16 protein-coding genes are annotated in these 19,202 nt (G+C 67.6%); 14 read left to right on the plus strand and 2 right to left on the minus strand.

Going from position 1 to position 19,202, the window contains the following annotated elements:
* The first annotated feature begins 40 nt into the window (after positions 1–40).
* On the plus strand, positions 41–748 hold the full coding sequence (locus tag ABD970_RS03170; RefSeq protein WP_345294041.1) for an SEL1-like repeat protein: 708 nt from the start codon (positions 41–43) through the stop codon (positions 746–748).
* 286 nt (positions 749–1,034) lie between these two features.
* On the opposite strand, the gene ABD970_RS03175 is transcribed toward ABD970_RS03170, so the two are convergent.
* Positions 1,035–2,522: an AAA family ATPase gene (locus ABD970_RS03175; RefSeq protein WP_345294042.1), complete on the minus strand. Its 1,488-nt coding sequence runs from the start codon at positions 2,520–2,522 to the stop codon at positions 1,035–1,037.
* A 123-nt stretch (positions 2,523–2,645) separates the two neighbouring features.
* On the opposite strand from ABD970_RS03175, the gene ABD970_RS03180 reads away from it, so the two are divergent.
* The 11 genes from ABD970_RS03180 (at position 2,646) to ABD970_RS03230 (ending at position 12,354) form a co-directional block, all read left to right on the plus strand.
* Positions 2,646–3,281, plus strand: coding sequence for a nucleotide-binding protein (locus ABD970_RS03180; protein ID WP_345294043.1), 636 nt, complete (start codon positions 2,646–2,648; stop codon positions 3,279–3,281).
* On the plus strand, positions 3,281–3,754 hold the full coding sequence (locus ABD970_RS03185) for a SixA phosphatase family protein (protein ID WP_345294044.1): 474 nt from the start codon (positions 3,281–3,283) through the stop codon (positions 3,752–3,754). Before ABD970_RS03180 ends, ABD970_RS03185 begins: the two co-directional genes overlap by 1 nt.
* Positions 3,751–4,341 carry a YceI family protein gene (locus tag ABD970_RS03190; RefSeq protein WP_345294045.1) on the plus strand — a complete coding sequence of 197 codons (591 nt, stop codon included), beginning with the start codon at positions 3,751–3,753 and terminating at the stop codon, positions 4,339–4,341. The genes ABD970_RS03185 and ABD970_RS03190 overlap by 4 nt, the downstream gene beginning before the upstream one ends.
* Positions 4,338–6,221 carry a phospholipase D family protein gene (locus tag ABD970_RS03195; protein ID WP_345294046.1) on the plus strand — a complete coding sequence of 628 codons (1,884 nt, stop codon included), beginning with the start codon at positions 4,338–4,340 and terminating at the stop codon, positions 6,219–6,221. The genes ABD970_RS03190 and ABD970_RS03195 overlap by 4 nt, the downstream gene beginning before the upstream one ends.
* Before the next feature lie 151 nt (positions 6,222–6,372).
* Positions 6,373–6,564, plus strand: coding sequence for a hypothetical protein (locus tag ABD970_RS03200; RefSeq protein WP_345294047.1), 192 nt, complete (start codon positions 6,373–6,375; stop codon positions 6,562–6,564).
* A gap of 176 nt (positions 6,565–6,740) precedes the next feature.
* Positions 6,741–7,205 (plus strand): hotdog fold thioesterase, encoded by a 465-nt coding sequence (locus ABD970_RS03205; RefSeq protein ID WP_345294048.1) that lies wholly within the window; start codon positions 6,741–6,743, stop codon positions 7,203–7,205.
* A gap of 97 nt (positions 7,206–7,302) precedes the next feature.
* Complete coding sequence (locus ABD970_RS03210) at positions 7,303–8,115, plus strand: lysophospholipid acyltransferase family protein (RefSeq protein WP_345294049.1); 813 nt, start codon at positions 7,303–7,305, stop codon at positions 8,113–8,115.
* Positions 8,112–9,152: a YheT family hydrolase gene (locus ABD970_RS03215; protein WP_345294050.1), complete on the plus strand. Its 1,041-nt coding sequence runs from the start codon at positions 8,112–8,114 to the stop codon at positions 9,150–9,152. The genes ABD970_RS03210 and ABD970_RS03215 overlap by 4 nt, the downstream gene beginning before the upstream one ends.
* Positions 9,153–9,205: 53 nt before the next feature.
* Positions 9,206–11,293 (plus strand): tetratricopeptide repeat protein, encoded by a 2,088-nt coding sequence (locus tag ABD970_RS03220; RefSeq protein WP_345294051.1) that lies wholly within the window; start codon positions 9,206–9,208, stop codon positions 11,291–11,293.
* 22 nt (positions 11,294–11,315) lie between these two features.
* Positions 11,316–11,936 (plus strand): YbhB/YbcL family Raf kinase inhibitor-like protein, encoded by a 621-nt coding sequence (locus tag ABD970_RS03225; RefSeq protein WP_345294052.1) that lies wholly within the window; start codon positions 11,316–11,318, stop codon positions 11,934–11,936.
* 28 nt (positions 11,937–11,964) lie between these two features.
* A complete protein-coding gene (locus tag ABD970_RS03230) occupies positions 11,965–12,354 on the plus strand; it encodes a DUF1232 domain-containing protein (RefSeq protein ID WP_345294053.1) in 390 nt (129 codons plus the stop codon).
* Between the two features lie 99 nt (positions 12,355–12,453).
* Here ABD970_RS03230 and ABD970_RS03235 read toward each other — a convergent pair whose 3' ends face one another.
* Positions 12,454–12,846, minus strand: a complete 393-nt coding sequence (locus ABD970_RS03235) for a helix-turn-helix domain-containing protein (protein WP_345294054.1) — start codon at positions 12,844–12,846, stop codon at positions 12,454–12,456.
* Positions 12,847–13,393: 547 nt separating this feature from the next.
* On the opposite strand from ABD970_RS03235, the gene ABD970_RS12495 reads away from it, so the two are divergent.
* A complete protein-coding gene (locus tag ABD970_RS12495) occupies positions 13,394–18,457 on the plus strand; it encodes a peptidoglycan DD-metalloendopeptidase family protein (protein WP_345294055.1) in 5,064 nt (1,687 codons plus the stop codon).
* A complete protein-coding gene (locus ABD970_RS03245) occupies positions 18,447–18,920 on the plus strand; it encodes a hypothetical protein (RefSeq protein ID WP_345294056.1) in 474 nt (157 codons plus the stop codon). The genes ABD970_RS12495 and ABD970_RS03245 overlap by 11 nt, the downstream gene beginning before the upstream one ends.
* Positions 18,921–19,202: the final 282 nt, after the last annotated feature.

Here is a 19,202-nt window from a genome sequence, read left to right on the forward strand (position 1 = left end):
TCAACGGACGCAGGCCAGGATTCGCAAAGGACGGGCCGAGATGAAGACCTTGCTGCCGTGTTTGCTGGCGGCCTTGCTCGCTTCCGGCGCCCGCGCGCAGCCGGGCGCGACGCCCGCCACCCTCATCCCGCAACTCGAGGCGCTGCCGCTGCTGCAGATCGACCGGGCCGAGGCCATGGCCAGCCCCGGGCATCCCAACGAGATGTGGCGCTACCGGGCCTTGCGGGCGTTGAAGCTGCACCAGGCGGAGGCCGCGCGGCGCTACTTCCGCTTCGCGTCCCGCTACGGCGACAAGTTCTCGCAGCATGCCCTGTCGTTGATGATGTGGAACGGCGTCGGCGGCCCGGTGGATCGCGCGCAGGCCTATGCGTGGAGCGACCTGGCCGCCGAGCGCGGGTACCGCGACCTGCTGCTGGTCCGCGAGAAGATGTGGATGCAGCTCGATGCCGCGCAGAAGGCGCGCGCGATGCTGGCCGGCCAGGCCCTGTACGCGGAGTACGCGGATGCAGTGGCCCGGCCCCGGCAGGCGTGGGCGATGCGACGCGCGTTCGCCGCCGCCACCGGCAGCCGCGTGGGTGCCACCAGCGATCGCTTGCGGTTCGAGCAGGGCGACGTGTCGGCGGAATACTTCTTCGTCGACAAGCGCTGGAACGACGAGTACTGGCGCGAGCAGGACCGGCAGTGGAAGGCGCGCGTGATCGTGGCACCGCCGCAACCACTGCGCGATGCCGAGCCGGACCGCCCCTGAGCCAGCGCCCGTTGGTGCACGGTCCCCGGGAAAGGACGCGGGTGGGGCGATGACGCGGATCGTTCGTCGCGGATGGCTGGTCATGCCCCTGCGGCTGTTGCGGGCGAGCGCCTTCGCGCGACACGCGGAGGACGGGTCCGCCCCATCCGATCGGGCAGTGGCCACGTGCATGGCGCTGCCGGAGGCGCGCCGGCCAGCATGCGTCGAATCGTCGTTCTGACGATTCTTTCAAGTCGAATCCGTGGCCGCTCGCTCGGAGGAGCGGCTGCTCACGTGAAACGGTCCGTCAGTCCGCCGGCACCGTGCGTGCGCTGGCCCAGCGGCGAAGCGCGTCGACCTGCTCGGCCATCAGCACCGACAGCGGCCGCGCCTGGCGGAGTTCGGCCCGCAGCGTCGCCTCGGACAGCGGCGCGTCCTCCGCATGCGCCGCGTACAGCCCGGCGACGATCGCCTGTTCGATCTCGGCACCCGAGAAGCCTTCGCTGTCGTGGGCCAAGGTGTCGAGGTCGAACCTCGCCGGATGCAGGTCGCGCTTGCGGAGGTGCAGGTCGAACACCTCGCGACGCGTCGCGGCATCGGGCAGGTCGACGAAGAAGATCTCGTCGAAGCGACCCTTGCGCAGCAGTTCCGGCGGCAGTTCGTGGACCTGGTTGGCGGTGGCGACCAGGAACACCTTCGACTTGCGTTCGGACATCCAGGTCAGCAGGTAACCCAGCACCCGGCGCGAGACGCCGCCGTCGGTGTCGGTGCCGCCGCTGGCCAGGCCCTTCTCGATCTCGTCGATCCACAGCACGCAGGGCGCGATCTGCTCGGTCGAGGCCAGCGCAGCGCGCAGGTTCTTCTCGGTTTCGCCGTGGTACTTGGCGTACAGGGTGCCGAAGTCCAGCCGCACCAGCGGCACGCCGAAGCCGCCGGCGATCGACTTGGCGAGCAGCGACTTGCCGCAGCCCTGCACGCCCAGCAGCAACACGCCCTTGGGCGGGTCGAGGCCGGGCGGGGCGTCGCCTTCGACGAACACCCGCCGGCGCTGTTCGATCCAGCGCTTCAGCCGCGCCGCGCCGGCGACGTCGGCGAAGCGCGCGGTGTCGTATTCGTAGTGCAGGTGGCCGCTGCGGTTGAGCAGTTCGAACTTGAGCCGGGCCAGTTCGGGCAGGTCGTCGGCGTCGAGCACGCCGTCGCTGAAGATCAGGTGGCGGGCGATGCGGCGGGCGTCGGTCAGGCTCATGCCCTGCAGGTTGCGCACGATCTGCGCGACCGCCGTGTCGTCGGCCTCGACGCGCTTGCCGCCGTGTTCGGTGGCATAGGCGCGTGCTTCGTCCCGCACCAGTTTCAGCAGCGCCTGCGCGTCGGGCAACCGCGGCGTGAAGCGCACGCACAGCGCCTCGAGGTCGGCGGGTAGTTCGATGCCGTGGCCCACCAGCACCAGGGTGTGTGGCTGGCAATCGCGGCGCTGGATGAGGTCGCGCAGCTGGCGCTGGGTGCTGGCGTAGCCCAGGTAGGGGTGGAAGTCGAGCAACAGGTACACGCCGCGCTGGTCGGCGTCGCGGATCTCGGCCAGGGTGGTGCTGGCGTCGGGTGCGACCTCCGAGGGATCCTCGCGGTCCAGGTCGATGCGGCGCAGGCCTTCCGTGATCGACCAGCGGTACAGCGCCCGCCAGACGTGCAGCAGCGACTGGCGGAACAACTCGACGATGCGCGCCTCGTCGGGCGTCTCGATCACGATCAGCGGCGTATCGGCGCGGATCAGCGCGGCCAGGTCCTGCAGTTCGCTCATGGGATGGTGCGGTGCCCGTGGCCGGCGAACATAGCAGACCGCCACGCCCGACCGCCGTTGTCGCAGCCTCCACCGGCCCGGTGTACCCTCCGGGATCGTCGTGGCGAAGACCGGAGGATGTCGATGAAGACCGTGCTGGTGGCCAGTTCCAAGGGCGGCGTGGGCAAGACCACGATCGCCACCCACCTGGCGGCGCAATCCGCGCTGTCTGGCCAGGGCACGGTGCTGATCGACGCCGACCCGCAAGGCTCCTCGACCCGCTGGTGCGAGCGCCGCGCGTCCCTGGACAGCGCGGTCCTGCCCATCGACGGCAGCAGCCGCCACAAGACCGCCTGGAAATCGGTGCCCGACGGCGCCGACCGCATCGTCATCGACGCGCCCGCGGGGGCGATGGGCGACTCGCTGGCCACCTGGCTCGAACATGCCGACGCCCTGGTGGTGCCGATCCTGCCGTCGGCGCTGGACATCGAGGCCACCGTGCCGTTCCTGAACTCGCTGTCCAGGCACCCGCGCATCCGCCGCGGCGACCTCCGGGTCGGCCTGGTCGGCAACAAGCTCAAGCCGTGGACCAACGCCTCCAGGCAGGCGCTGGACCTGCTCGGGCAATGGCCCTACCCGGTGGTGGCGCAATTGCGCGACAGCCAGGCCTACGTGATGCTCGTGGGCCTCGGGAAGAGCCTGTTCGACTACCACTCCGCCCAGGTCCGCGAGCACCAGGACGACTGGAAGCCACTGCTGCGCTGGCTGAAGAAAGCCTGATGCGCGACCTCATCCTGCTCCGCCACGCCCACGCCGGCCAGGCCGCCGGGACCGCCGACGTCGACCGCTCGCTGTCCGATGAAGGCCGCAAGGAAGCCGAGGCCGCCGGCCGCTGGCTGAAGGAAAAGGGGCTGGTCCCCGACCGCGCCCTTTGCTCGCCGGCGCGGCGGACGCGGGAGACCCTGGACGCGGTGCTGGCGGTGATCGGCGAGGTCGAACGCAAGGAGGAAGCCGCCATCTACGAAGCGTCGGCGGGCACGCTGGCCGGTCTCGTGGACCAGCACCGCGACGCCGAACGCCTGTTGCTGGTCGGCCACAACCCGGGCCTGGAGCGGCTGGCGGCGCTGATGCACAGCGGCCAGTCCGGCGACTACCGCGGCATGCCGCCGGGCGGGGTCGCGGTCCTGCGCTTGCCGGCCGATGCCGTGATCGAGCCCGGCGTGGCCACCCTGTCCGAATTCTGGTGGCCGTGAACCGGCTAGCGGCGTTCGCCCTGGCGGGAATCTGTGCGGTGGCGGTGGGCGCGCAAGCCGCGTCGGGCGCCGTGCGCGCCGCCGCGATCGACCCCGGGCAGTCGCGGGTGGGGTTCGAGCTCAAGACGCGCTGGGGCCAGGCCCTGGAAGGGCGGTTCGCGGTGCGTGGCGGCGCCATCGCCGTGTTGCCCGATGGGCGGCGACAGGTGAGCCTCGTGCTTTCGGTCCGCGACATGGAGATCGTCGGCTTCCCGACCTATTCGCGCATCGCGCGCGGCGAGGGCTTCTTCGATGCCGCGCGGCACCCCGAGCTCAGTTTCGTCTCCCAACCCTATGCCGAGTCCCTGGTTCGCGCCGGCGGCCCGCTGGCGGGCCAGCTGCGGATCCGCGGCGTGGAGCGGCGCGAAACCTTCACCGTCGAACCGGCCGGCTGCGCGCGCCCCGGCGTCGACTGCGACGCCGTCGCGCACGGCACGGTGCGCCGCAGCGACTACGGGATGGACCGCTGGAGCTTCGCGATCGCCGACCGCATCCGCTTCTCGCTGCGATTGCGCACGCATGAGCCCGTCGAGGGCCTCGCGGAGTGAACGCAGTGCTGCGTGCGGGCATCGTTGTCCTTGCACTGGCCGGCAGCGCCTGCGCCACCCTGTCCGACGCGCAGCGCGAACAGGCGGCGCGCATCGCCGCCGACGCGCGCGCCACGGTGGTGTCCTGCGAGGCCGCGTTCGCCTGCGCCCAGCCCTCGTCGCTGCGTTCGCTCGGTTCCCGCGCGCTGGCCGAGAGCGAGGCGCAGGCACCGCGGCACTACGCGCTGCTGCTCGATTACGGCCAGGACGCGCTGCTCGCCCGACTCAACCTGATCCGCAGCGCCACGCGCAGCATCGACGTGCAGACCTACATCTTCGACGAGGACGATGCCGGCCACCTGTTCATGGACGAACTGCTGGCGGCGGCCGGGCGCGGGGTCCAGGTGCGCGTGCTGGTGGACCAGTTGTCGGCGCTCAAGCGCGTCGACACCCTGGCTTCGCTTGCGGGCGCGCACGTCAATTTCCAGATGCGCATCTACAACCCGGTGTTGGGCCGCGCGCGGATCAGTTACCCGCAATACGTGCTGGCGGCCGCGTGCTGCTGGCGAAAGCTCAACCAGCGCATGCACAACAAGTTGCTGCTGGTCGATGGGGTGGTCGGGGTCACCGGCGGCCGCAACTACCAGAACGGGTACTACGACTGGGACCCGGAGTACAACTTCCGCGACCGGGACCTGCTGGTCGCCGGACCCGAGGTCGCGGCGATGGACGCGAGTTTCGAGGAGTACTGGAACGCGCGGCTCGCCCGTCCGGTCGAGCAGCTCACCGACGTCGGCCGCCGGCTCCTGCGCGACGGCGTGCCCACCGTGGAGCACGGCAATTTCGAACATCCCGAGCGGGTCGCCCGGATCTCGCGCGACGCCGACGATGCCGCGCTGGTCGACGAGCGCCTGACCGCGCGCGCACTGCCGGTGGGCGCGGTCGACTTCATCGCCGACCCGCCGGAGAAGCACCGCCGCAGCTACGAGGGCGTGGCCCCTTCGACGCACGGGCTGCGCGAGCTGATCGAGTCGGCGAGGCGGGAGGTCCTCCTGCAGACCCCGTACCTGGTGCTCTCGCCCGCCGCGCAGGACCTGTTCCGCGAGCTGCAGCAGCGCGAGGATTCCCCGCGCATCATCGTCTCCACCAACAGCCTGGCGGCGACCGATGCCTTCATCACCTACGCCGTGGCCTACAAGTACAAGCGCCGCTACCTGCGCGACTTCGGGTTCGAGATCCACGAGTTCAAGCCGTTCCCGCAGGACGCCCCGATCGACGTCGACGCCACCGGCACCGTGGACGTCGCCCGCCCGGGCGAGGCGGTGCCCGCGGCTGGCGCGGACGTCGTGCGTCCGCTGGGACGCGAGTATTCGGCGTTGCGCTGGTCGGTCGCCGGGTCGAACGACCCGGTGCCGTTGGCGCGCGGCGGCGTGCGCTTCGGCCTGCATGCCAAGTCGCTGGTGGTCGACGAGCGCGTGGGCGTGGTCGGCACCCACAACTTCGATCCGCGCGGCGACAACTACAACACCGAATCGGCGGTGGTGATCGAGGACGAACGGTTCGCGCGGGAACTGGCCGGCAGCATCCGCCGCGACATCCAGCCCGACAACGCCTGGACCATCGCGCGCCGGGACAAGCCGCCGGTGTTCTCGGGCCTGGAATACTCGCTGGCCAAGATCTCCGAGCACCTGCCGATCTTCGACCTGTGGCCAGTGCGCTACGCCACCAGCTACGAATTCCGGCCCGGTCCCGAGTGCCCGGTGCCGCTGTCCCCCCGCGATCCCGGGTTCCGGGCCTGCTACGAGCCGGTGGGCGACTTCCCCGAGGTCAACCTCAGCCTGAAGGCGCTGTTGACCCGCATTTTTACGGGGTTCGGCGGCGGCCTGGCGCCGATCCTGTAGCCGGGGATCCGGTCTGGCTGCGGAAAATCCGCCAGGAAATCAGCACGTTGCATGCGTGACCTCAGTGGGGTGACTTCCGGCCCATGCGCTTTTGTGGTGGTGTTGTAGTCTACCAGCACACCAAGTCACAAACCCACCGCAGGAGTCCACCATGTATGCCATCCCCAGCATCCAGACCACCGTCCGCAGCGATCGCAAAAGCCCCAGCTCGCAGGTCCTGGCCCCGGCCCGCCCCGAGCCGCGCGTCCGCGATTTCGGCATCGGCTACGGCAACAGCAGCGGCTACGTCAGCAACCGCCGCTACGCCAGCAACTGGAATACGTCCCGCTTCCAGTGCGGTTGAACCACCCATGCGGTGGTCGTCCGTCAACCCTGGTTCTCTCCTCCTGGCCGCATGGCCCCGCCATGCGGCCCTTTCTTTTCCGGCCCGCGTGACGCGTGTCGCGTCGCCACGGCGATTCGACTCGCCTGACCCGCCCCTCTCGCCCTAAGCTGGCGCCTTTCCCAAGGCAGGCCGTGATGGCGCAGACCCCGACTTCGACACCCCCGGAATCCTGCATCTCGCCCGAGGCGCTCAACGCGCTGTCGCGCGGCACCGCGATCGAATCGCTGGGGATTGAATTCACCCGGATCGGCGCCGACTTCCTGTGCGCGACCATGCCGGTGGATGCCCGCACGCGCCAGCCCTACGGCCTCCTGCACGGCGGCGCGTCCGTGCTGCTGGCCGAAACCCTCGGCAGTACCGGCGGCAACCTCCGCGTGCAACCGGGCGAGCGTTGCGTCGGCATCGAGATCAACGCCAACCACGTCCGCGGCGTCCGCGACGGGGTGGTCACCGGCACGGCGCGTGCCTTGCATGTCGGTCGCAGCACCCAGGTCTGGGAAATCCGGATCGAGGACGACGCGGGGGCGCTGGTGTGCGTCTCGCGGCTCACGCTGGCCGTGGTCCCGACCCGGGGCGGGGACCGGTCGGCGCAATCCTGACCCAACCTTGGGGCGCGGGCCGGCCATTTCGCGGACTGGCCCTAGAATGTCCGCTCGATCCGTCCGGCGCAGGCCGGCGCGAGATGCCGACGAACCGATGACCACGCCTCCCCCCGCCAATCAAGGCGCCGAACCGCCGGCCTCCCCCGGCTGGCTGCGCGCCTGGCGCTACGCCTACCGGGTGCCGATGCTGCTCTGGCACCTGCTGGTCCACCTGCCCCTGGCCATGCTCGCGATCACGCCGTTGACGGCTTCGCTGGTGGTCGGCGGCGAACGCGTGGACCATCGCGTCATCCGCGCCTGGTCGGCCGGCCTGATGCATGTGTTCGGGTTCCGGCTTCGTCGCATCGGCTCGCCGATGCCCGGCGCGACCATGTTCGTGGCCAACCACGTCAGCTGGGTCGACATCGTGCTGCTGCACAGCCAGCGGATGATGGGCTTCGTCGCCAAGCGCGAGATCGCCGGCTGGCCGGTGGTCGGCTGGATGGCCGCGCGCGGCGAAACCATCTTCCACCAGCGCGGCAGCCAGGAATCCCTGGGCGGCGTGTTGCACGAGATGATGGCCCGGCTCCGCGCCGGGCGCTCGGTGGGCGTGTTCCCGGAGGGGCGCACGCGCGACGGCCACGCCGTCGGACCCTTCCACGCGCGGATCTTCCTGGCGGCGGTGGAGGCCGGCGCCCCGGTGCAGCCGGTCGCGCTGCGCTACGGGGAAGGCGGCTCCGCGCAGGCGGTGGTGGCGTTCACCGCGAAGGAGAACTTCCTGCAGAACTTCCTGCGCCTGCTCGGCGAGCCGGGCCGGGTGGCGGAAGTGGTCTTCCTGGATCCGATCGCGCCGGGCGATTCGAGCGGGCGCCGCCGCATCGCGGAAACCGCCCGCGACCGCATCGTCCGCGCCATGTCCGCCACGTGAGCCGGCGCGGCAGTCCCTACGCGCCGCCGCGCTGGCTGCGCAATCCCCACGTGCAATCGGTGCTGGGCAGCAGCCCCATGCGCCGGCGTCGCGGCGCGCGCCTGCTGGCGGCCAGCGCGGCGGAAACCACCGGGCACGTGGTCGACGGCGGCGACGGCATCCGCCTGCACGGCTTGCACAGCCACCTGCCGGGCCGCGAGGCGGGCGGCCTGGCGCTGCTGCTGCATGGGTGGGAAGGCAGCGCCGAATCCAGCTACATGCGCCTGACCGCGACGCGGCTGTTGCAGCGCGGGTTCGACGTGTTCCGCCTCAACTTCCGCGACCACGGCGACAGCCACCACCTCAACGAGGACCTGTTCCACTCCAACCGCATCGAGGAGGTGGTGCATGCCGCGCTCGACGTCCGCCGCCGCTTCCTGCCCGGCGGCGACGACGGCAACCTGCCGATGGTCGCCGCCGGGTATTCGCTGGGCGGCAACTTCGCGCTGCGCCTGGCCCTGCGCGCGCCGGCCGCCGGGTTGCCATTGGCGCGCGTGGCGGCGGTATGCCCGGTGCTCGACCCGGCCCGCACCATGCTGCAGATGGAGCGGGGGTTCCCGCTGTACATGCACTACTTCGAGCGCAAGTGGCGCGACTCCCTGCTGCGCAAGCGCAAGCTGTTCCCGCAACAGCACGATTTCGACGACGCCACGCTCAAGCTGCGCATGCGCGAACTGACCGACTGGCTGGTGCAGCGCCACACCGACTTCGGCAGCCTCGACCAGTACTTCGACGGCTACACCATCGCGCGCGAGCGGCTGGCGACGCTCGACGTGCCGGCGGACCTGCTGATGAGCGAGGACGATCCGGTCATCCCGGTCTCCGATTTCCTCGCCCTGGAACTGCCGCCGGCCGCGCACCTCGAGATCGCACGCTGGGGCGGGCATTGCGCCTTCCTGCAAAACGCCCGCCTGGAGAGCTACGCCGAGGCCTGGGTCGCCGACCGCTTGGCCGCGGTGCTGCCCGGCGCCGCGCCGGCGCGGGGAGCGGCTGCCTGACGAGCGGATAGAATGGTCGGTTCCGGGTTCCGCCCGCCCGCAGCCTCCGCACCATGCAGCAGCCCCAACAAGACCTGATCCTCGACGCGCTGCGTCGCGGCGCCGCCGACGAGGCGCTCGCCGCCGCCACCGACGCCGTGGCCGCCGAGCCGGGCGACGCCCAGGCCCACCGCCTGCTGGCCATGGCCCAGCGCGCCGCCCACCAGCCCGAAGCGGCCCGCGCCAGCATGGAGCAGGCGATCACCCTGGCGCCCGACGATGCCGACCTGCACTTCGCCCGCGCCGGCCTGCTGCTGGACGCGCGTGACTTGGACGCCGCGCAGGCCGCGCTGGCGCAGTCGGTCGAACTCGACCCCAACCAGTTCGGCGCCTACATCCTGCAGGCGCAGCTGGCGCTCGGGCGCGGCGACCTCGGCGAAGCCGAGCGCGTGGCCCGGCTGGCCGCGCGCATCGCGCCCGACCATCCGTGGCTGGCGGCCGTCGAAGGCACGATCGCGCTGCGCCGCGGCGATGCCGATGCCGCGCTGGCGATCCTGGCCAAGGCCTCGGAGCAGGCGCCCGACGATGCGCAGGTGCGCTACGCCCTGGGCTTCGCCTACCTGGCCAAGCAGCACTTCGCCTTCGCCGAGCAGGCCTTCCGCGGCGTGCTCGAAACCACGCCGGACGCCACCAACCTGCACGGCCTCATCGCCGACCTGCTGCGCCGGCAGGGGCGTTATGCCGAAGCGGCGGACGAACTCGCGCCGCTGCTGGCCGACGAGCGCCAGGCCACGCCAGGCCTGCGCCGCTTCGCCGGCGAGCTCGAGCTGATGGCGGGCCGCCACGAGAACGCACTGCCCCTGCTGCGCGAATCGCTGGCCGCGCAGCCGCGCGACCCGCGCACGATCCAGGCCCTGGTCGAGGCCTGGCGCCGCAACGGCGACGACGAGCAGGCCCGCAACACGCTCGACGCGGCGCTCGCGACCACGCCTGAGGTCGACCCCCTGTGGCGCGCACGGCTCGCGTTCGAGACCATCGGCAGCGACGAGGCCGAGGACCTGCTGGCGCGCTGGGCGGCGGCATCGCCCGACTCGACCGCCTTGCTCGAAGCGCAGATGGCGCAGCACGTCGCCCGTGGCCGCGACGATGACGCCGATGCCACGGCAGCGCGCCTGGTCGAACGCGATCCCGGCCACGGCATGGCCGAGTCCCGCCTGGTCGAATCGAAGCTGCGCCGCGATCCGGCCGCCGCGGTGGCGCACATCCAGGACCTGATCGACCGCAGCCAGAACGAGGACGGCAAGCAACTGCTGCGCACCTGGCTGGCCCTGGCCCACGACCGCGCCGGCAACGTCGCCGAAGCCACCGCGCTGTGGGCGGCGATCAACGCCGAGCAGGCCGCATCGCGCCTTGAACTCCCGGAAGCGATCGCTCCGCGCGAGGAATGGCCGGAACCGGGACCGGTGCCGGGCGATGCCCGCCCGGTGGCGTTCCTGGTCGGGGCTCCCGGTTCCATGGTCGAGCGCGTGGCGGCGGTGCTGGCCGGCGGCGTCACTTCGTTCCGCGGCGACCGCTTCGGCCAGGCGGCGCCGGACGATGCCTTCCAGAACTTCAATACGCCGAGCCGTCTGGCCAGCGGCGAGATCGATCCCGCGAGCGTCGTCGACGGCTGGCGTGCGCAACTGCCCTCGCGCGGCGTGGACGATGGCGAGGTCATCGACTGGTTGCCGTTCTGGGACAACGCGCTGCTGGTAGCGCTGCGCGACCAACTGCCGCACGCCCTGCTGATGGTCGCATTGCGGGATCCGCGCGACATGCTGCTGGAATGGCTGGCCTACGGCGCGCCGATGTCCTACCGCATCGAGTCGCCCGTCGTCGCCGCGCAGTGGCTGCTGGTCCAGCTCAGCCACATCGCGCTGCTGCACGAGCAGGACCTGATCCGCCACCGGCTGCTGCGCATCGACGAGCAGGCGGACGATCCGCCGGCGCTCGCGCGGCTGCTCGGCGAAGCCTTGAATACGACCCTGCCGGAACCGCCCGCGGGCGCCTTCGGCGCACAGCATTTCGCGCCCGGCCGCTGGCGCGCCTATGCCGAACCGCTGGCCGAGGCGTTCGCGATCCTGACGCCGGTTGCACGCCGGTTGGGCTATCCCGAGGACTGACCACGCAACAAGGAGTCACGCGATGCGCATCCACAGCAGCAGTTTCGAGCATGGCAAGCCGATCCCGCCCGAGTTCGCCATGGGCACGCCGGACGGCTTCGGCGGCAACCGCAACCCGCAACTGTCGTGGGAAGGCGTGCCGGACGACACGAAGTCCTTCGCGCTGCTGTGCATCGACACCGACGTGCCCACCGACGGCGCGATGGTGAACAAGGCGGGCGTCGAGATCCCCGTCGCCCAGCCGCGCACGCACTTCACCCACTGGGCGATGGTGGACATTCCCCGCGACGTGACCGACATCGCCGCCGGCAGCTGCAGCGACGGCATCAGCAAGGGCGGCAAGCAGGCACCGAAGGGCCCGGACGGCGCGCGCCAGGGCCTCAACGACTACACGCAATGGTTCGACGGCGACGCCGACATGGGCGGCGACTACTTCGGCTACGACGGCCCGTACCCGCCGGCAAACGACCTGCGCATCCACCGCTACTTCTTCCGCGTGTTCGCGCTGGATGTCGGCACCCTCGAGCTCCCGGAGAAATTCACCGGCGCCGACGTGCTCCAGGCCATCCAGGGCCACGTACTGGCCGAGGCCGCGACGCACGGCACGTACTCCCTGCATCCGGATCCGAAAACGCATCCCTGAGCGGCGGCAACCACTCTCCTCGCGTGCCATGAGCCTGCCGGCGCGCCTGCGCGACCGCGCCCGCGCGCTCAAGCGGCAGGCCTTGCTGGTGTGGTTCGCCGCGCGCGATCCCGGCATGCCCTGGGGCGTGCGCCTGCTCGCGCTGGCCGTGGCCGCCTACGCCTTCAGTCCCGTCGACCTCATCCCCGACTTCATTCCCGTGCTCGGCCTGCTCGACGACCTCGTGCTGGTGCCGCTGGGCGTGATGCTGGTGGTCCGGCTGACACCGGCCTCCGTCGTCGCGCGCGCCCAGGCGCAGGCGGACACGGCGGCCGACAAACCCGCCAGCCGGACGGCAGCGGCCGTCGTGGTGGTGGTGTGGCTGGGCGCGATCGCGTGGTTCGCATGGGCGGCGCGCGGATGGTGGCAAGCGACCTAGGCCTGTGTCGAGGCCGCCCGCGCCGGGCGTGCAAGGCACCCGGGAAGACGCTGGCGGGGCAGGGATGCCTGCCCAGTGCATCGATCCGGCCGCACCGCTTCAGGCCGCGACGCGCCGCCGCCCGGTCCGTTGCCGTGACAGTTCCTCGGCCAGTTCCACCAGCGACAGCCGCGCACGCGCAGGCGCCTCGCGGAATGCCTGGACCAGGCGCAGCTCCAACGGCTCGTCCACCAGTGTGCAAGCCGCCGTGGCGACGGTATCGAGCAGCACCGCCTTGCCCACGCGCATCTCGCCCCGCCCCGTCGCCAGCCATTCGAAGTTGACCTGCGTCGCCACCGCGATCGCCTGCAGCCGCCCCAGCGACGGCTGCACGCCCTTCAGCGATTCCCAATGGCTGACCGCGCTGCGGTTGACCAGCACTTTCCTGGCCAGCTCGGCCTGCGAAAAACCCGCGTTGCGGCGGGCCAGCCGGATGCGTTCCGAGAACTTCATGGTTTCCCCAAACCAAATCCCCGCAGGAAGGTTAGCGGACTTGTCCGGGCCAACGATACTGGCGCGCGCTCGTCTAATCCCGCTAACGCGCGACTGCAGTCACATTTCCGGACAATGACTTGCGGCCGCAGCGCGTTGCAGCGGTGACTTGCATTCATCCCTCGGCGGCCAACGGCGGGTTCCATCGGGCGTGCAGCAGCAGGATGATGCGCCCGTCATCCGGACAGGGAGGTCCGGGCTTAATTCGATCCGTCGGATCACACCAGGGAAGGGGAAAATGGAACAAGGACGTTCAGGCGCCCGGGCCAAGCCGTGGGCCCGGAAATGGCGGGTCACGCCGAAGTCGACATCCGCCCAAGTTGGAACCGCGGCTGACAGAGGCAAGTCCATCGGTAGCGGGAGCGTTGCCGTGCCAGCGGTTTCGGGGAGGAACCGGCTGCACGCCTTCTTGAATTGCGTAGTCGCACCCTCGTGCGGCAAGTCGAAACGGAAAAGGTCATTCGGTCGACTGCCATGCACCGGTGACGAGCTCGCTGGCACCCCCGCATTGCCCGGCTTCAACAAACCGCGCCTGGAAATTATCCCAAGCGTCCTGCTTGCCCTCCTCTGGCTGCCCACCGCCGCCCCGGCACAAGCGCCCCTCATGCCGTACCAGGAATACGGGAAGCGGCTCCAGAAGTCGGAGATGGTGGCGCCCCTTTCCGACGATATGTTCGGCGAGTCGATCAGCCTCTACAACGGTTCGACCGAGTTTTCGGTCGTCGACATCGACTTGCCGGGCAACAGTTCGCTGCCGGTTCGCCTGGCGCGGCGCTTCAAGGTCCAGTCGCAAAAGGGCCGCGATGGGTTGGGCGGTCTGGGCGACTGGGACATCGAGGTGCCCTACCTGACAGCCTACAACTGGCACGACAATCGCAAGAACCTGGCGAATCGCTGTAGTCAGCGATGGCGCCCCTACGTACCAACGGGATTCCAGGAAGAGGAAATCTGGCAAGGGGTGCAAATGCACCTGCCGGGGCAAGGCGACCAGCCGTTGTTGTGGATCGGCAGCGATGCCGAATACCCCAAGCCATCGACGGGTGGACCGCATTACTGGGGGACGCGCGCGCACCACAGGTTCAGCTGCATTCCGACGACGAATGGATATGCAGGCCAGGGGTTCCTCGCAAGCGACACCAAAGGCAACCGGTACTACTTCGACATTGGTTGGGACGTCCAGTCGGAAACACTTTACAAGCGGGTCTTTGTCACTTTCAGCCAACTGACCCCGCATGCCAGGTACAAGTCCTACCTCGTCCTCCGGCGCGTGGAGGATCGCTTCGGAAACTGGGTCCGCTACGACTGGAGCAACAGGCGTCTCGACCGGATCGAGGCAAACGACGGGCGATCCATTGCCTTGTCGTACCAGGGATCCCAAGTCGTCGCCACCACCGATACGGGCCTTGCGTGGACGTATTCCTTCGATCAGAACGGATTGAGCCGCGTGGTTCGCCCCGACCATTCGCAATGGCAATACGAGAGCACCGGTGCCCTGCAGCCCAACTACACGGACACCGATGTCAATACGTCCGGGCCGAACTGCCTCGAGCCATTCGAGGCACCAGACGCATTCACCCTGAGGGCCACGCATCCCAGCGGGGCCGTCGGGACGTTCGAGTTCAATCACATCCGCCACAGGCGTAGCGGTCTGCCCGGGGATCTCTGCCAATGGGTCTATCGCGACCTGACCACCGGTCAGGACCACTACGCAACGGCGCTGCCGGAATTCTTCGACGTGTACTCGATCGTGAGCAAGGGGATATCGGGCGCCGGCCTGCCGGGAAGCTCGTGGCAGTACGACTACGAAATCGTGGGTAACGGGCGCACCGGTTACGGCGAGGGCCCCGTGAGCAAGACTGTCACCGTCCATCAGCCCGATGGCACGCGCGTGGACCATAGCTTCGGGATCCAGTATGGGATCAACGATGGTCGGCTGCTGGCGACCTACCACCGCGACAGGCAGGCCCGCATCGTGCGTTCGGAAAGCAGCCGCTACATGACGCGGGCACAGGCGGCAACGATGCCGTTTCCGGAATTCAACGGCGGCATCTCCCTGGTCGGCGACGATCCCGCCGTGGAATTGAACCTGCCCGTGGTCGCGACAGTGATCCGGCAGGATGGCTACATCGCGGATCCGACGGTTCCGGATCCAACTCCACCGCCGCCGCCTCCGCCGCCGCCGTGCCCACCGGAAGAGTGCGAGCCGCCACCCTGTCCGCCGGAATGCCAGTCTCCCCCGCCATGCGAAATCAACCCGGCAACCGGCCAATGCGACGACCCGATGGTCATCAAGGATCCGGACCGGGTTGCGGAGGGGGCCCAGGGGACGAATGCCTCTCCCAGCACGACGGAGAGCGGCGCTGTGGTACCGGCAACGGAATTCACGCGCGAAATCACGGCTTTCGATGCCTGGGCGAGACCGCTGACGATCGTCAAGTCCAGCTCCATGGGCAGCGTGAAAACGGAGTCCCTGACGTACCACGACAACCTGGCAAGTTGGGTGGTCGGTCAAGTCTCGACCGAGGCCACTGACGGGATCGAGTCGGCACGCACGGAGTACACGCAGGATTCGGCGCTGCCGAGGCACTCATGGAGCTTCGGCAAGCTGCTGCAGAGCCTCACCTATCATCCGGATGGAACGCTGTCGACGGTTGCCGACGGCAACAACAACGTCGTGGCGCTCAGCGGATGGAAGCGCGGCATCCCGCAGCTGATCCGCCATCCGGGCACGGCGGACCAGCCCGCGGGCACGGTGCAAACTGCGGAAGTCGACGGCAATGGTTGGATCCTGTCCGTGACCAACGAGGTCGGCGCGAAGCACTGCTACGGCTATGACGCGATGGGTCGAATCAGCCAGGTGCTCTATCCATCCGAAACTCAGGCGGGTGCCTGCGACGAGTCGGCTTGGAACGGGCAGCAGGCAACATTCCTTCAATTGACGGACAGCCATTGGTTGCCTCCGGGGGTGCTCCCAGGCTTTTGGCGCCAGACGGTCACGAAAGGAAATTACCTCAAGGCGGTGTACCTCGACGCGATGTGGCGCCCCGTCATGGAGCTGGAATACGATGCCAGCGACGTCTCGGGCAGCATGCGAAGCAGTCGGACCACCTATGACGCCGCCGGTCGGGTGGGCATGCGCACTTATCCCATCGCCGGCGCAGAGCAGGCAACGTCTGGAACGCGCACGCTGTACGACGCACTGGGCCGGGTCGTGAGGCTGGAACAGGACTCGGAACTGGGCGTGCTGACGACGACGACCACGTACGAGGCGGGCCACGTCGTGACCGTCACCAACCCGCGTGGACAGGCCACCCGCACCACGCACCGTGCCTTCGACCAGCCGACCTACGACGAGCCGCTACGCATCAGCGAGCTGGGTGGGGATCGCCACACGGAGATACGACGGGACATCTTCGGCAAGCCGCTCCATCTTCGCCGGCACGATGGTGACTACAGCAAGGATGTTTGGCGTCATTACGTGTACGACGTACACCAGCGACTCTGCAAGAGCATCGAGCCGGAAACGGGCGCCACGGTCATGGCTTACGACCAGGCGGGAAACCTGGCATGGTCCGCCAGCGGTCACCAGGAACTATCGAGCACCGCTTCCTGCAATTCCAGCGAGGGATATACGTGGGGACGACGCGTGGATCGAACATACGATGCACGCAATCGCCTCAAGACCCTCCGTTTCCCGGACGGCAACGGCGACCAGTCCTGGTCCTACACGCCCGACGGGCTGCCCGAGAAGATCGTCACCAGCAACGATGCCGGTGCCGCCCCCGTGCACAACGAATATAGTTATGACCTTCGTCGCCACCTCATCGGCGAACGACTCGTTCAACCCGGGTGGTACGCCTGGGGGCTGGACTACACCTACGACAGGAATGCGAACCTGGCCGGGCAGAGCTACCCGACCGGCCTGTACATCGACTACGCGCCCAATGCCCTGGGCCAGGCCACGCGCGCTGGCAGCTATGCAACCGGGGTGAGCTATCACCCCAACGGCGCCATCAAGCAGTTCACCTATGGGAATGGCATCGTCCACACCATGCAGCAGAACCTGCGGCAGCTTCCCGCGCGCAGCAGCGATAGCCATGGGGTTCTCGACCAACAGTACGTCTACGATCCCAACGCCAACGTGCAATACATCTATGACTGGCGTAGTCCCGGGGACCACCGATACCTCTATTACGATGGCCTGGATCGACTGATCGCGGCCGGTTCCCAAATGTTCCAGGGCGACCATTGGCACCGGTTCTCATACGATGCCCTGGACAACCTCACGTCGTGGAAACTGGGCGGCATCAAGGACTACGCCTTCTACGACTACGATGCCCGCAATCGACTGACCAACATCCGCAATTCCGCCGGTGCAACGGTGGTCGGAATTGGTTACGACGTGCAAGGAAACCTCGCCAACAAGAATGGTCAGGCGCACGTCTTCGACTTCGGCAACCGCCTGCGCGCAGTGCCGGGCAAGGAAGCGTATCGCTACGACGCCCTGGGCCGACGGGTGCAGGTCACCCGTAACGATGGCAAGACCGCCGTCTGGCAATACAGCCAGGCTGGACAACCCCTGTTCTGGAGCGACTGGAACGGGCCCAACTACCAGGACCACCAGACCCACGAGCAGGTCTACCTGGCCGGCAGCCTCGTCGCCATCATCGACCGCGCCTGGCCCAGCAACGCCATCCTGGCCACGAAGTACCAGCACACAGATGCCCTCGGTAGCCCGGTTGCAGTGACCAATGAGGCCGGCCGGGTGCTGGAACGCACCGTCTGGGAACCCTACGGAGCGGCGGTCGGCAAACCGACTTACAGTGGCGTCGGGTACACCGGGCATGTGATGGATGGTGGGACGGGACTGACCTATATGCAGCAGCGCTATTACGACCCCCAAATCGGAAGATTCTTGAGCGTGGATCCGGTCGCTGCGAATGGAAACTCTGGAATCAACTTCAACAGATACAAGTATGCGGCGAACAATCCCTATCGATTTCTAGATCCTGATGGACGTCAGGAACGACTCCGCCGCGACCGGTCGTCCATGAGCTCTCACACGAGCAACTTGTTTATTAAGACAATCGGACCCATCGACGGTGGGCCGGCATATGGTCCAAAGAAACCGAATGGAATCGAAATTCGCCCCGTCGAAGGGGCAATAAACAAGCGCAAACCACCTACTGCCGATGGTGGATTCGATCCTGAAGGCTCTAAGAAGCTTCGAAGCGGTGGCGCGCGCGTTCATCACGGGGTAGATGTCGCCGCAGAGCCTGGCACTCCAGTTCAAGCCGCAGGAGCAGGGAGAGTAAGAAATTTGAATGAGCCTAGGGGATACGGCATCTATGTAGTAATCAATCATGGTGATGGGCTTTCGACCCGTTATGCGCACCTTTCAAGAACAACACGTGAAAATGGAGAGCTTGTCAGCGTAGGCGATGTGATCGGTTACACGGGGATTTCTGGAAATCTCCCGCCTGGCGCGACTCCTCATCTACATTTTGAGGTGCGATTGAATGGAACTCCTCTGGACCCTACCAATTATGTTTACTATGACTATGAAGAATAATAGAAAAGGCTTTGAAGTTAAATCACATTTCCTCGCTGTAATTCTCCTAGCTACCGCCTTCAGTCAGGCGTGCGAAAGAGAGAGCCCGAGTAAAGGAGGTGGGCTTTCATTAGGAGGTCTGTATCCAGGTGAGAGCATTCAAAGTGTCGGTCGAAAGTATGGTCAACCACTTAGAACATTCAAGTCGATTGGCTTCATTACGGTAACTCACGAGTTTGGTGATGTGATAGTTGGGTTTGACGAAACTGGCGCCGTTGCTCGAGTTTTTGCAAAAACGAAGAGGGCATGTGATAAAAATGGTGTTTGCGTTGGCTCGCAATGGAGCGTGCTTGCGTCAAGAGGTTCTGGTAGCTATGTAAAAACGTCGTCCACTGGAATTGCCGACATCGGAGACTCATGCTGGGTCGAATTTACCCGTGATGGATCGCTTGTTAGGAGTATCGAACTACTTTGTCAGCCTTGATCTCTATTAGTTCTGTTTGGCGTTTCTATGAGGAAGATAGGAAGGTGCAAATGCCTCAAAGCGGCGAGTGAAATGAAATGAGATGGTTAGAGTTGACGGCGCTCGATTCAGAAGAATGAGTTCGCATTGGCAGAGAACGGGGCCTCGAAAGGGGTCAGGTTCAGTTGGCCGCGTCGGCGTTCATCCCAGTTACGAGCGGCTAGGCCGGGCAATGAACCTGACAGCTTCAACTCAGCGTGGCGGCCAGCCCGAGGGACGCCACCACCGGTCCCAGCGTCACGG

Origin of the sequence: Luteimonas vadosa, from assembly GCF_039543545.1 — a bacterium.
Classification (GTDB): domain Bacteria; phylum Pseudomonadota; class Gammaproteobacteria; order Xanthomonadales; family Xanthomonadaceae; genus Luteimonas; species Luteimonas vadosa.